This window comes from Pseudomonas sp. B21-023, from assembly GCF_024749165.1.
In the GTDB taxonomy this organism is placed as follows: domain Bacteria; phylum Pseudomonadota; class Gammaproteobacteria; order Pseudomonadales; family Pseudomonadaceae; genus Aquipseudomonas.
Genome location: NZ_CP087190.1, coordinates 45,621 through 58,779, shown reverse-complemented (window position 1 = coordinate 58,779; position 13,159 = coordinate 45,621). Strand labels below are relative to the sequence as shown.

The window sequence follows — 13,159 nt, the reverse complement described above, 5'->3', positions numbered from 1 at the left end:
CTCCTGCAATCCACTGACTGCCGCGGGTAGCCCGGCTCATTGCGCTTCGGCCTGCTTGAGCGCCAGCACGTCCTTCGGCGTGACCATGTCGCCCTTGTTGTTGCCCCAGGCGTTGCGCTCGTAGGTGACCACCGCGGCAATATCGACTTCCGAAAGCTGCTTGCCGAATGCCGCCATGGCGGTGCCCGGCTTGCCGTGGAAGACGATGCCCAGGTGCGCTTCCTTGGGCCCGGTGGCGATCTTCGAGCCCTTGAGGGCAGGGAACATCGGCGGCAGGCCCTGGCCCTCGGCCTGGTGACAGGCCACGCAGGTGGTGTGGTAGACCTTGTCGCCACGTGCCACCAGCTCTTCGAGGGTCCATTCCTTGCTGGTCAGCTCCTTGAGCTTGGCCGCCTCGGCCTTGCGCTCGCCGAGCCAGGTGTCGTAGTCGGCCTTGGATTTCACCTCGACCACCACCGGCATGAAGCCGTGGTCCTTGCCGCACAGCTCGGTGCACTGGCCGCGGTAGATCCCGGGCTTCTCGACCCGGGTCCAGGCCTCGTTGACGAAGCCGGGGATGGCGTCACGCTTGACCGCGAAGGCCGGCACCCACCAGGAATGGATGACGTCGGCGGCGGTCACCAGGAAGCGCACCTTGGCGCCCACCGGCAGTACCAGCGGCTGATCGACTTCGAGCAGGTAGTGCTCGTCCTTCGGCGACTGGTTGTGGATCTGCTCGGCGGGGGTAGCCAGGTTGCTGAAGAACTCGACGTCCTGGCCCAGGTACTTGTAGTGCCATTTCCACTGGTAACCGGTGACCTGGATGTCGATGTCCGAGTCGCTGGCGTCGTAGATGTCGATCAGGGTCTTGGTGGCCGGGATGGCCATGACCACGAGGATCAGGAAGGGCACGACGGTCCAGAGGATCTCGACCCAGGTGTGCTCGTGGAAGTGCGCGGCCTTCTGCCCGGTTGAGCGGCGGTGAATGACCATCGACCAGAACATCGCGCCGAACACCACGATGCCGATGATCACGCAGATCCAGAAGATGGTCATGTGCAGGTCAAACACCGCGTGGGCGACTTCCGTCGCCCCGGGCGCCATGTTCACCGTCCATGCTGCCTGTACCTGACCAAACAATGACCACAGCAACAGGCCCATCCAGACATGTGGATGTCGCATCATTGCGGGTTCCCCTTATCGTTCTTGTAGTCCCGGAGGCGTGGACGACCTGCTACGACAAAGGGGGGAACGGTGGCCAAGACTGCCTGGCTTCGACGACCGAGCCCCCTGCTTAAGGCAGTCGGGCCTCATCAACGAATCACGTTTCAAGCGGAGTATAGCCACCGACCAATGGGGCGCAACGCGGGGACTGAAATGATCTTCACGCAACCAAACGTTTGCGCTGAAAGGTGCATGGATACTGGGCTGGGACACAATAATGGCACATTGATATAGCCAATTTCCTACACGCGCCTAAGCGATATAACAAATGCGTCTTAGCGATTCTCGCAAGCAAGCTAACTTAGTGTCTTCCGTTTGTAACGCCTTGTCCCTGGAGTTGTCATGAACATCGCTGCTGTACGCGAGCAGATCGAAAACGCCCATCAACATGAGAGCCGCACAGGCCAACTGAAAAAACGTCTCGAGAAGCAACTGCCGCACCTGCACCCTTCGATACACCTACCCCAGCAGGACGCCCAGGGTACTTTGGCCCGCTTCGTCGGCGCCTACATCAACGAGGTTCCAGAACTGCTCGAAGCCGCACACACCGTGGCCCTCGAGGCCGGCATCGAGTCGCAGATCAAGCCGGTGCTGAAGATTGCCGAGGCCTATTTCCTGCAGCCGCCGACAGTGATGGCGGGGCAGGTCGGGCTCGATTGCCTGCTGGACGAGGCCTATCTGGCGCACCGCCTGGTCGAGGAGGTCAACGACCTGTATATCCGCCACTTCCAGCAGCCGCTGATCCCGGTGGATACCACGGTCGCCAACCTGATCGCCCACCAACTGATCGGCGAGTCCTTCGCCAACCAGCTGGATGAGGTGGTGCATCACTCGGTGGACGAGATGCTCGATGACGAAAGCTTTGCCGTGGAGTCAGTGGAGCGCTATCGCGACAAGCTGTCGAACCCGGAAACCGGAGAGGCCTGGAAACGCTGGCCGTGCCTGTCGCGCCAGCTGGGCGTGGAGTTGAGCCAGTCGGCCTGAGCTTGAATCTAGAGTGTTTCGACTGGCCTCATCGCCGGCAAGCCGGCTCCCACAAGTACAACGCAGGGTTTGATACCGGCGCCGTCATTGTGGGAGCCGGCTTGCCGGCGATGGGCCGCTAGGCGGCCCTCTTAGACGCCAACCCCTGCCGTGGTCCGCAACCTTCCCTCGACCCGCCGCTTCAGACGCCGCTGCTCCAACACCAGCCGCGAGCCCTTGGCCGCGCCGCTGCGTCCCCAGTCCTCCAGCAGTTCCAGGCAGGAATGGTCGATATAGCTCAGGTTGCCCAACGGCACATGCAGCGTGGTGCCCTGTGGCACGGTATCAAGCACCTGGGTCAGCGCCGGCACCTTGAGGAAGGTCGCCGCGCCGCTCAGGCGCAGTTCCATGTGCCCCGGCTTGGCCAGCGCCACCAGGTTGATCTTCAGCCGGGCCGCCTTCAGCGCCAGTTTCAGCAGGGTCAGGGCAAAGCCCAGCAGCACGCCGGTCAACAGGTCAGTGAAGATGATTGCCAAGGCAGTGGCCGCATAGGTGAACATCGGCATCCGCCCATAGCGGCCCAGGTTTCGAAACGCCTTGAAATCCACCAGTTTCACCCCGGTATAGACCAGCACGCCGGCCAGGCTGGCCACCGGAATCTGTTGCAGCACACTGCTCAGTACCACGACGAACGCGAGCAGCCAAAGGCCATGCAGGATCGCCGAGGCGCGGGTCTGCGCACCAGCCTGGACGTTGGCCGAGCTGCGCACGATCACCCCGGTCATCGGCAACGCGCCAAACACGCCGCAGAGCATGTTGCCGATACCCTGCGCCGACAGCTCACGGTCGAAATCCGAGCGCTGGCCACTGTGCATGCGATCGACTGCCGCCGCGGACAACAAGGTCTCGGCGCTGGCGATGAAGGCCAGGGCAAAGGCCGCCACCAGCAGGGTCGGGTCGGCCAGTTTGAGCAGGTCGTCCGGACGCAGCCAGTCAATGGCCTCGGACAAGTTCGCAGGTACCTGCACGCGGTTGACCGGCAGTGCCAGCCACAAGCTGACAGCGGTCATTGCCGCCACACCGAGCAAGGCACCGGGAATGAAGCGCAGGCGTTGCGGGCGCCAGCGCTCCCAACCCCACATGATGGCGATGGTGCCCAAGCCCAGCGCACCAGCCTGCCAACCGGCGCCTGCACTTTCCAGCGGCAAGGCCGAGGCCAGCGTCGCCGGGAAACCCAGCAGGTTATCCACACCCGATGGCTGGGGCGCGGTGTCGAACATCACGTGCACCTGGGACAGCACGATCAGCACGCCGATCCCGGCAAGCATGCCGTACACCACCGCCGGCGCGGTGACCCGGAACCAGCAACCCAGGCGCAAGCGCCCAGCCAGCAGTTGCAGCAGGCCGGCCAGCAACAGGATCGGCCCGAGCATGGCCACGCCATGCTGGCGCACCAGTTCGAACACCAGCACCGCCAGGCCCGCCGCCGGGCCGCTGACCTGCAACGGCGAGCCGGCGAGGAAACCCACGACGATGCCGCCGATGATCCCGGTGATCAGCCCCTTCGCCGGAGGCATGCCCGAGGCGATGGCAATACCCATGCACAAGGGCAGGGCCACCAGGAAGACCACCACCGAGGCCAGCAACTCACGCGGCAGGGCCGCCTTTATCTGTGTCATGTTCACCATGTAGCTCCTTTCTAGATTCACGGCCATTCCGCTGGCCGCTAGCACGGGGAAGCCTGAACGACGCGCAGGCGTGGGCCGCCAGCGGGTCTGCCGGCACGGCATTCAGGAAGATTCAAGGCAGGCGAAGGCCGCGCCGCACCCATCGGGTGCAGCCGGCAATCAAGGCTTGTTCAGCGTGTTGGGGTCGCTTAGTAGCGGCCTCTCGGTGTGGCAGAAGGGATCGAATCGCCCGCGGTCAGCGGCAGGAAGCGGTCGCTGGCGGCATCGTAAGCTTCGATCTGGCTGGTTTCGATGTCGTAGATCCAGCCATGGATATGCAGCTGCCCGGCGGCCAGGCGCGAAGCGACCGAGGGGTGGGTACGCAGGTGATGCAGCTGGGCGATGACGTTTTCCTTGGTCAGCAGCTGCATGCTTTCGTGCTCGCTGCCGCAGGAGCAGTTGTCCTCGATCACGGTCCGCGCTACCTCGGCATGGCGCAGCCAGGCGGAAACGGTCGGCATCTTCGCCAGCGACTGCGGGTTGAGCACCGCTCGCATCGCGCCGCAGTCGGAGTGACCGCAGATGATGATGTGGTGCACGCCCAGCGCCAGCACGGCGTACTCGATAGCACTCGATACACCGCCGTTCATCTGGCCGTAGGGCGGCACCACGTTGCCGACGTTACGGGTCACGAACAGGTCGCCGGGCGAGCTCTGGGTGATCAGTTCGGGGACGATGCGCGAGTCTGCGCAGGTGATGAACATGGCCCGCGGCTTTTGCGCGGTAGCCAGTTTCTTGAACAGCTCTTGCTGCTCGGGAAAGACTTCGGTGTGAAACCGCAGGAAGCCGTCGACGATATGCTTCATGGCGGCATCAGCGCTTTCGGCGGGTGCAGCCGGGACGGCCTTGGAGGGGTCCTTGACGGGCATGATTCATCCTCTTGACGGTTTGAAAGTGAATTCCATGTTACCGGGGAAAGATTGGGGTGACGCGGGGATTTAGATGACGCGCACGGGTAAATAATCACAGTCATTGCTGACTCATGACTCACGCTAGCGTAGGAAACTTAACTGAAACTTAATTGCGCAGGCTCTAGAACGGGCGTTCTGGATAGGCGAGGGGAGCACTGGATAATAGCAAAAAAGCATCAGTTGCCAACCTTCATGAGTGAAATTGTTGGGTTGCTTTAGTTGTACTTATAGGTAGGGCTCGCCTTCACGATTGAACGAGCCGCTGGCTAGAACAGTGCCATCTGTGCACCGGGAGGGCAGAAGGCACTGCAATCAAGCGCCAGGTCCTCCCGCCCTTCGAACTCCAGCCGCCTGGCCGCCTTGCGAAAGCGCTGCGCCAGCAAGTCAGCGAACACCCCTTCACCGCGCATCCGCGCACCGAATCGGCTGTCGTAGAGTTCACCACCCCGGCTCTGACGAATCAGGCTCAGCACATGCGTGGCCCGCTGCGGGTAGTGATCGTGCAGCCACTGCTCGAACAACGGTGCCACCTCCAGCGGCAAGCGCAGCATCATGTACGCCGCGCTCTGCGCGCCGGCCTCCTTCGCCGCCTCCAGCAGGTGCTCAAGTTCGCTGTCATTGATCATCGGAATCATCGGCGAACACAGCACGCCCGCCGGAACACCGGCCTCACGCAGCACGCGAATTGCGCGCAGGCGCGCCTTTGGAGCGGCCGCTCGTGGTTCGAGGGTGCGCTTGAGCTCATCGTCCAGGGTGGTGAGGCTGATCATCACCCGTGCCAGGCGCTGGCTGGCCAGCTCGCTCAGCAGGTCAAGGTCGCGCAGCACCAGCGAGCCCTTGGTGACGATGGTCACTGGGTGGCGGTAACGCAGCAGAACTTCGAGCAGGCGCCGGGTCAGTTGTTGTTCGCGCTCGATGGGCTGATAAGGGTCGGTGTTGGACCCCAGGTTGATCGGCGCACAGACGTAGCCAGGCTTGCTCAACTGCTGCTCAAGCACCTCGGCGGCGTTGGTCTTGGCGATCAGCTTGGTTTCGAAATCCAGGCCGGGAGAGAGGTCCCAGTAGGCGTGGCTGGGACGGGCGTAACAGTAGATGCAACCATGCTCGCAGCCGCGATAGGGGTTGATCGAACGGTCGAAAGGCAGGTCGGGTGAGGTGTTGCGCGCGATGATGGTCTTCGCCACCTCGATCCGTACCTCGGTGCCCTGGGTTATTGGCACCTCTTGGTACCACCCGTCATCCTCGGCCACCGCACGACTCGGGGCGAAACGGTTGTGCGGGTTGCTGGCGGTGCCGCGGCCGCGGATGGGAGAAGTAGACATGACGACAACCCATTTACTGTATTTTTGTACAGTACAATGAGTCGTCATCGATAGCCAGTACCGTCAGGCGGGCTGATGCCAGGCACGGTAGGCCGCCAGGGAAAGCCCCCTGCCGACGAACGCGTTGAATGAAGCGGAAAGCCCGCGCAAGGCAATCTTGGTCATGAGCTCCCGCCGCATGATCCGCGCGACCTCCCGCTGATCGACACCTTGTGCTGCGAAACGGGTGAACGCATCGATGGCATGCGCCTGGGCCCATTTGTAGCTGTAGTACCCGGCCTCATAACCTGTCACCAGGTAGTCGAAAGACTCGGCGAAACGCTCCTGCGCGAACGCTGCAGGGAGCCCGACCAGATGGCTGGCCTGGCGCGCCAGGTATTGCAGGTCGAGACGTGCATCCCTATCGCGGTGCGCGATGAAGTCGAACCAGGCACGCCGCAGCTGCTCGGCCTCGGCCACACCCCGCAGCCGCCGCCGGCTCGCCAACCAGCGCCGCAAGGCTTCCAGGGGAACCGGGGCAGTATCCGCCATGAGGGCTGTGACGCCTTGCAGAGCAGGTGCGGACCAGCACCATTGCTCGAACAGGATGCCAACGAACTCACAGCTGTCCGGGCCGAGCATCGCCGGCAGGGTGCGATTGAGGCGACGATGACGATGGGTCACGAGAATCTGGTGCAGCGCATGGCCGAATTCATGATGAAGCTTGCACAAATCGCTGTGGCCAAGGCGCGACGTAGATCCATCGGGGCCGTGTGCGAAGGAGCAGGACAGCAAGGTGGTTGGCAATGTCAGCGCACCGTCGGTATCGACATGGCGCTGACGCATGGGGTAGCAGTACGGCCAGGACACTTTGCCAGGACGCGCGTGAAGGTCGAGGTAGATGTACCCCAGCACGCTACCCTCTTCGCGTACCTCCAGCACTTGCACATCTGCGTGCCAGACCGCGACGGCACGCGGCACCATGCGGATATCGAACAATCGCTCGTGCAGCTCGCGCAAAGCGGTCAGGGCTGTATCGAGTGGAAAGCGATCACGCAGTTGCAGCCCGGCGACAGCATCGTCCCTGAGCTGCCTGGTCAGATAAGCGATATCCCAAGGCTCAAGCGTCCCCATCCCCAATTGGTCAGCCCGCTCCTGCAGTTCCTTTAGGTCGGCTTGCAGTCTGGGACGGTTCTCTTCGATCAGACCGTCGATGAATGTTTCGACCTCGCTTGTGGTACGAGCGGCTTTCAGCTCGAGCCCGACCTCGGCAGCGTTGGCCAAGCCCAGCAGCTGGGCCCGCTCGTATCGCAAACGCAACAGCGCTTGCATTACCTGGGCATTGTCGTGGTCAGGGTCCGTCGCCAGTGACCGGGAAGCACGGTAGACCCAGGCACGCAGCGAGCGATCATCAGCCGATTCGAGAATCGCCTCGACGGTCGTTTCCCCCAGGTCGATCAGCCAACCATCCAGCTCCTCTTCCTGGGCGTTGTCCCGCAGGCGTCGCCGTTGCGGTCCGTCAAGACCACTCAATTGCGATTCATCGGTCAATAAACGTGCCGCGGCATTTCGAGCGCCTCTCAGATTGCCCATGAACTGCCGTTCGAGCCCGCTAATGGCAGCTTCGGTCGCGCGCAATTGGGCCCGTTCAGCGCCCCCCAGCTGAAAGCCACCCAGGCGAAAGTCCCTGAGAATCCTCGACAGCACCACACGTTGCTCAGTGTCGAGTGTCGCCTCGTCGATGCGTTGATAGGCCTGCAACAGCCCCGGGCATTCATGTTTACGTCGCTTCCAGTCGCCGAGCAGACCATGGCAGGCACTCACCGCATCGGCCCAACCCCCGCCCTCGTAAGCGAGGGGGACCAGTGAGTGAAAAGTGTCCTCCAGCCGCTGGTCGAGCCGCTCGATTGCCAGGACCAGGTCATTCCATCCAGGAACATGCGCCTGATCGGCAACGATCCGCTCAAGCGCTGTCAGGTTGGCATCATGAATCTGGCGAACGGCCGGTTCGAGCTGCTCGGGCCGCAACGACGCGTAATCAAGCAGCCCGCCAGGAAGAAAAACGAATGGGTGGGTCATCGTGCACCTCGGTGCGGGTCAAGGGACCTACACCTTAGTGACCCACCCAAGCGGGACAGGCAGCAATATCTACCCTGAGCCCAAAGAGCGTCCCAGGGCGCCCGAAAGATCGTTATTCCGAAGGCTTCTTCAGCTTCGGATTGGGGAAGAACTGCACGGTCTGCACCTTGGCCGGCGGCGCTTTCGGCGCCAGGTGATTGACCCGGGTGCCGAGCTCGCTGGGTACCGACAGGCCTTGTTCGTTCAGGGTGTCAGTGAACCCACAGGCCACGCACTCACGGTGCGGCACACCGTCCTCGTTCCACATCATCAGCTTGTCCATCTCGCTGCACGCCGGGCAAACCGCCCCGGCGATGAAGCGTCGCTTGCTCTTGCTCACGGCTACCTCACTCATGCCGCCGCGTCCTCGGTGAGGCCGCTGTGGCGCAACAATGCATCGATGGAAGGCTCGCGGCCACGGAAGTCGACGAACAGCACCATCGGCTCGCGGGAACCGCCACGGGCCAGGATGGCTTCGCGGAAGGCGCGGCCGGTCTCGGCGTTGAGCACACCTTCTTCCTCAAAGCGCGAGAAGGCGTCGGCCGACAGCACTTCAGCCCACTTGTAGCTGTAGTAACCCGCCGCATAACCGCCGGCGAAGATGTGCGCGAAGCTGTTGGGGAAGCGGTTGTAGGCCGGCGGACGCATCACCGTGACCTCGTCACGCACGCCCTCGAGCACCTGCAGCACGCTGCGGCCGTCGCCATGGGTGGCGTGCAGCTCGAAGTCGAACAGCGAGAACTCCAGCTGGCGCACCATCATCATGCCGGACTGGAAGTTCTTCGCCGCGAGCATCTTGTCCAGCAGGTCCTGGGGCAATGCCTCACCGGTCTCGTAGTGGCCAGAGATCAGCGCCAGGCCCTCGGGCTCCCAGCACCAGTTCTCCATGAACTGGCTCGGCAGCTCCACCGCGTCCCAGGCCACGCCGTTGATGCCGGACACACCGGCATGCTCGATACGGGTCAGCAGGTGGTGCAGGCCGTGCCCGAACTCGTGGAACAGGGTGGTGACTTCGTCGTGGGTAAGCAGCGCGGGCTTGCCGGGCGTGGCGGGGGTGAAGTTGCACACCAGGTTGGCCACCGGGCTCTGCAGGCTGCCATTGGCGGTGCGGCGATGGTCGCGGGCGCCATCCATCCAGGCACCGCCACGCTTGTTGGCGCGGGCATAGAGGTCGAAGAAGAAGCGGCCGACGTGCTGGCCGTTTTCCTTGATCTCGAACAGGCGCACGTCCGGGTGCCAGCTATCGAAGCCCTTGAGCTCATTGATCTCGATACCGTACAGGCGCTGCACGATAACGAACAGGCCGGACAGCACCTTGTCGATCGGGAAGTAGGCGCGCAGCGCTTCCTGGGACACGCTGTAGCGCTGCTCGCGCAGCTTCTCGCCGAAGTACCCGGCGTCCCAGCTGGCCAGCTCGGGGGTGCCTTGCTCGGCCGCATAGGCCTTGAGCTGCTCCAGGTCCTGGGCGGCAAATGGCTTGGAACGCTTGGCCAGGTCACGCAGGAAACTCAGCACCTGGTCGCTGGATTCGGCCATCTTGGTGGCCAGGCTCAGCTCGGCGAAGTTCTTGTAACCCAGCAGCCCGGCCAGTTCCTGGCGCAGGTCGAGGATCTCTTCCATCACCGGGCCGTTGTCGAACTGGCCGGCATTCGGGCCCTGGTCGGAGGCACGGGTGCAGTAAGCGGCATACAGCTCTTCGCGCAGGGCGCGGTCGCTGGCGTAGGTCATCACTGCGTAGTAGCTGGGGAACTCCAGGGTGATCAGCCAGCCGTCCAGGCCCTTGGCCTGCGCTGCGGCGGCCATCTGCGCCTTGGCCGAGTCGGTCAGGCCGGCCAGCGCGGCTTCGTCGGTGACGTGCTTGGTCCAGGCCTGGGTGGCGTCGAGCAGCTGGTTGGAGAAGCGGCTGCCCAGTTCGCTGAGCTTGCTCTGCACCTCGGCGTAGCGCTGCTGCTTGTCGGCCGGCAAGTCGATGCCCGACAGGCGGAAATCGCGCAGAGCGTGGTCGATGATGGTCTTCTGCGCCACGTCGAAGCTGGCGGCTTCAGGGCTGGCGGCCAGGGCTTCATACGCTTCGAACAGGGCACGGTTCTGGCCCAGTTCGGTGGAATAGGCGCTCAGGGCCGGCAGGCACGACTCGTAGGCCTCGCGCAGTTCCTGGCTGTTGCACACCGCGTTGAGGTGGCTGACCGGGCTCCAGGCGGCGCCCAGGCGATCGTTGAGTTCGTCCATCGCCAGCACCAGGCCGGCCCAGGTCGGGTTCTTGCCCTGCTTTTCGAGGATCTCGGCGATGGCCTTGCGGTTGTCGGCGAGGATCTGCTCGATCGCCGGCAGCACATGCTCGGCGCGAATCGCGGAGAAGGGCGGCAGATCATGGGACTGCAGCAGCGGGTTGTTCGCACTCACGGTTCGGGTACCTTGGCAGGAGAAACACGGGACCATCTTAATTACAATCGACGCCGACCGCAGCAGGCAGCCTGCCTATCGGCATTGCAGAGGAACACTATCATGGCCATCCGCACGTTTCGGGAACACACGCCGAAAGTGGGAACACGGGCCTTCGTCGACCGTTCGGCGGTGGTCATCGGCGACGTCGAGATCGGCGAGGACAGCTCGATCTGGCCGTTGACCGTGGTGCGCGGCGACATGCACCGCATCCGTATCGGCGCGCGCACCAGCGTGCAGGACGGCAGCGTGCTGCACATCACCCACGCCGGGCCCTTCAACCCCGATGGCTACCCACTGATCATAGGCGACGAGGTGACCATCGGTCACAAAGTCATGCTGCATGGCTGTACCCTGGGCAATCGCATCCTGGTCGGCATGGGCAGCACCATCATGGACGGCGCCATCGTCGAGGACGAAGTGATCATCGGCGCCGGCAGCCTGGTGCCACCCGGCAAACGCCTGGTCAGCGGCTACCTGTACATGGGCAGCCCGGTGAAGCAGGTGCGCCTGCTGAGCGAGCAGGAACACGCGTTCTTCCCCTACAGCGCCGGCAACTACGTCAAGCTCAAGGACCAGCACCTGGCCGAAGGCTACGACCGCCCGGAATGAATTCGACTGCAGAGAACACCATGCACCAGCAAAACATCCTCTTCGACCTCGACGGCACCCTGACCGACCCGCGCCTGGGCATCACCCGCTCGATCCAGTACGCCCTGGCCAAGCTGGGCATCGATGAGCCGGACCTTGCTCGCCTCGAGCACTTCATCGGCCCGCCCTTGCTGCAGGCGTTCATGCAGTTCTATGCCTTCGACGAGGCCAAGGCCTGGGACGCGGTGAACTACTACCGGGAGCGCTTCAAGGTAACCGGGCTTTACGAGAATCTAGTGTTCGACGGCGTGCCCGAGTTGCTGCAAGCGCTCAATGGCCAGGGCCGCACCCTGTACATCGCCACCTCCAAACCCTGGGAGTTCGCCCGCGAAATCGCCCGGCATTTCGCCTTCGACCATCACTTCAAGGTGATCTACGGCAGCGAGCTCGATGGCACGCGGACCAACAAGGTGGAGCTGATTCGCCACCTGCTGGACGAGGAGGGGCTGGATCCGACGCAGACCTTGATGATCGGGGATCGCAAGCATGACCTGATCGGTGCGCGCAGCAACGGTTTGCAGGCGGTGGCGGTGGGATACGGATTCGGCAGCCGTGAGGAACTGGAGGCCGAGGCGCCGGCGTTCCACTTCGAGACGCTGGCCGAGCTGCACCAGGCATTCGTGCGCTAATCAAGCTTTATCGCAGATCAGGCCCGCCCCCACGAGCTGTCGTGGGAGCGGGCTTGCCCCGCGATGAGGCCAGCGCTGCCAACGCCAATTTGCGCTGTTCGATCGGCAACCGCCCAAGCGCCTCCACCCGCTCATAAAACCGCTGCCAATCCCCACCAACCTCTTTGAACAACTGCGAAAAAGCCGGCACCCACTGGTCATACAGGCCAAACGGCAACAACTTCGCATTGTTCATCGGCCCGTACATCCAGGCATCGAAACGCCGATCCCCCGCCCAATCCCGATCCCGCACCTCTCGGTATTCGCGCCGCAACCGTTCGAACTCCGCCTGCTTGGCCGTCCGCTTGCCCGCCGCATCCAGCGGCCCGGCATAGATCGCCTGCAGGCGCTCGCGGCTGGCCAGCACCAGACGTATGAAGGCGTCGCGTTGCCCGGCGCCATGCTCCTCGACCGCCGCCAACCCGCGCGCCGCGCGCCATTGCCGGGTGCCTTCCTGCTCGACGAACGATGCGAACGATTCGTTGAACTCGGTATCGTCCGGAACGTAGAAGCGCTGATGCGCCAGCTCATGGAAAATCACCGTGGCCAGGCGCTCCTCGCCCCAGCCGGTCATGGTCGAAAGAATCGGGTCGTCGAACCAGCCCAGGGTGGAGTAGGCCTCCACGCCCCCGACATAGACATCCAGCCCCTCCTGGCGCATCAGCGCCGCCGCTCCGCGGGCGGCACCCTGGCGGTAGTAGCCACGATAGGCCACGCAACCGGCGATGGGGAAACAATGGGTCACCGGCTGCAATGACAGCTCCGGGGTGGCGAACACGTTCCACACCACGTATGGCCGGCCGAGATCGGCATACACCCGATAACTGCCGTTGTCCGGCAACTTCAGTTGCGTGCTGGCGAACGCCCGGGCTTTTTCGGCGAACAACAGGCGCTGACGCAAGGCCGGGCTGGTGGCAGGGTCTGCAATCACCCGATCCAGCGGCTGGCGTGCCCGCAACAGCTGCCATTGCCCTTCGGCCAGCTGACCGTAATAGCTCACGCTGGAGCAACCGCTCAGCAGGACAGCCAGCGTCACGGGAACAAACCGGGTGAAAACGCGGTCGAGAGCCCGACGGCTGCAGCGCATGAAAAGAAAAAGTCCAAACATCGAGGCTGTCTATCTCGCTAGTCGGCCGAATGCGACCAAGACTATCTCGCCAAGGGGAAGCTTTGCC

General features: G+C 63.3%; 11 protein-coding genes. 3 read left to right on the top strand and 8 right to left on the bottom strand.

What is annotated here, in order from left to right; all coding sequences use genetic code 11:
- Positions 1 to 36: 36 nt before the first annotated feature.
- Positions 37 to 1,164, bottom strand: a complete 1,128-nt coding sequence (gene coxB / locus LOY42_RS00280; RefSeq protein ID WP_258599660.1) for a cytochrome c oxidase subunit II — start codon at positions 1,162 to 1,164, stop codon at positions 37 to 39.
- A 381-nt stretch (positions 1,165 to 1,545) separates the two neighbouring features.
- On the opposite strand from coxB, the gene LOY42_RS00275 reads away from it, so the two are divergent.
- Positions 1,546 to 2,187 (top strand): hypothetical protein, encoded by a 642-nt coding sequence (locus tag LOY42_RS00275; protein ID WP_139674630.1) that lies wholly within the window; start codon positions 1,546 to 1,548, stop codon positions 2,185 to 2,187.
- Between the two features lie 131 nt (positions 2,188 to 2,318).
- On the opposite strand, the gene LOY42_RS00270 is transcribed toward LOY42_RS00275, so the two are convergent.
- From LOY42_RS00270 to prlC, 6 genes are all read right to left on the bottom strand, one after another.
- Entirely contained in the window at positions 2,319 to 3,854 is a 1,536-nt protein-coding gene (locus LOY42_RS00270; protein WP_372241256.1) for a SulP family inorganic anion transporter, read from the bottom strand.
- 188 nt (positions 3,855 to 4,042) lie between these two features.
- Complete coding sequence (locus tag LOY42_RS00265) at positions 4,043 to 4,762, bottom strand: carbonic anhydrase (protein ID WP_139674633.1); 720 nt, start codon at positions 4,760 to 4,762, stop codon at positions 4,043 to 4,045.
- A gap of 308 nt (positions 4,763 to 5,070) precedes the next feature.
- Entirely contained in the window at positions 5,071 to 6,126 is a 1,056-nt protein-coding gene (locus tag LOY42_RS00260) for a PA0069 family radical SAM protein (RefSeq protein WP_177486069.1), read from the bottom strand.
- Positions 6,127 to 6,189: 63 nt separating this feature from the next.
- On the bottom strand, positions 6,190 to 8,184 hold the full coding sequence (locus tag LOY42_RS00255) for a M3 family metallopeptidase (protein WP_139674638.1): 1,995 nt from the start codon (positions 8,182 to 8,184) through the stop codon (positions 6,190 to 6,192).
- Between the two features lie 112 nt (positions 8,185 to 8,296).
- The gene (locus tag LOY42_RS00250) at positions 8,297 to 8,578 is read right to left on the bottom strand and encodes a YheV family putative zinc ribbon protein (RefSeq protein WP_046853600.1); all 282 of its coding nucleotides are present in this window, start codon (positions 8,576 to 8,578) and stop codon (positions 8,297 to 8,299) included.
- The gene (prlC, locus tag LOY42_RS00245; RefSeq protein WP_139674641.1) at positions 8,575 to 10,662 is read right to left on the bottom strand and encodes an oligopeptidase A; all 2,088 of its coding nucleotides are present in this window, start codon (positions 10,660 to 10,662) and stop codon (positions 8,575 to 8,577) included. The genes LOY42_RS00250 and prlC overlap by 4 nt, the downstream gene beginning before the upstream one ends.
- Before the next feature lie 66 nt (positions 10,663 to 10,728).
- Here prlC and LOY42_RS00240 point away from each other — a divergent pair, with 66 nt between their 5' ends.
- Both LOY42_RS00240 and LOY42_RS00235 read left to right on the top strand, forming a co-directional pair.
- Positions 10,729 to 11,277: a gamma carbonic anhydrase family protein gene (locus LOY42_RS00240; RefSeq protein ID WP_139674644.1), complete on the top strand. Its 549-nt coding sequence runs from the start codon at positions 10,729 to 10,731 to the stop codon at positions 11,275 to 11,277.
- Between the two features lie 20 nt (positions 11,278 to 11,297).
- A complete protein-coding gene (locus LOY42_RS00235; protein WP_102683049.1) occupies positions 11,298 to 11,945 on the top strand; it encodes an HAD family hydrolase in 648 nt (215 codons plus the stop codon).
- A 7-nt stretch (positions 11,946 to 11,952) separates the two neighbouring features.
- On the opposite strand, the gene LOY42_RS00230 is transcribed toward LOY42_RS00235, so the two are convergent.
- The gene (locus LOY42_RS00230; RefSeq protein ID WP_139674647.1) at positions 11,953 to 13,071 is read right to left on the bottom strand and encodes an aminopeptidase; all 1,119 of its coding nucleotides are present in this window, start codon (positions 13,069 to 13,071) and stop codon (positions 11,953 to 11,955) included.
- Positions 13,072 to 13,159 lie beyond the last annotated feature (88 nt).

Excerpts from the sequence above, each read along its gene's own strand:
- coxB (WP_258599660.1), bottom strand. The coding sequence starts at position 1,164 with ATGATGCGACATCCACATGTCTGGATGGGCCTGTTGCTGTGGTCATTG.
- LOY42_RS00275 (WP_139674630.1), top strand. The coding sequence starts at position 1,546 with ATGAACATCGCTGCTGTACGCGAGCAGATCGAAAACGCCCATCAACAT.
- LOY42_RS00270 (WP_372241256.1), bottom strand. The coding sequence starts at position 3,854 with ATGGTGAACATGACACAGATAAAGGCGGCCCTGCCGCGTGAGTTGCTG.
- LOY42_RS00265 (WP_139674633.1), bottom strand. The coding sequence starts at position 4,762 with ATGCCCGTCAAGGACCCCTCCAAGGCCGTCCCGGCTGCACCCGCCGAA.
- LOY42_RS00260 (WP_177486069.1), bottom strand. The coding sequence starts at position 6,126 with ATGTCTACTTCTCCCATCCGCGGCCGCGGCACCGCCAGCAACCCGCAC.
- LOY42_RS00255 (WP_139674638.1), bottom strand. The coding sequence starts at position 8,184 with ATGACCCACCCATTCGTTTTTCTTCCTGGCGGGCTGCTTGATTACGCG.
- LOY42_RS00250 (WP_046853600.1), bottom strand. The coding sequence starts at position 8,578 with ATGAGTGAGGTAGCCGTGAGCAAGAGCAAGCGACGCTTCATCGCCGGG.
- prlC (WP_139674641.1), bottom strand. The coding sequence starts at position 10,662 with ATGGTCCCGTGTTTCTCCTGCCAAGGTACCCGAACCGTGAGTGCGAAC.
- LOY42_RS00240 (WP_139674644.1), top strand. The coding sequence starts at position 10,729 with ATGGCCATCCGCACGTTTCGGGAACACACGCCGAAAGTGGGAACACGG.
- LOY42_RS00235 (WP_102683049.1), top strand. The coding sequence starts at position 11,298 with ATGCACCAGCAAAACATCCTCTTCGACCTCGACGGCACCCTGACCGAC.
- LOY42_RS00230 (WP_139674647.1), bottom strand. The coding sequence starts at position 13,071 with ATGCGCTGCAGCCGTCGGGCTCTCGACCGCGTTTTCACCCGGTTTGTT.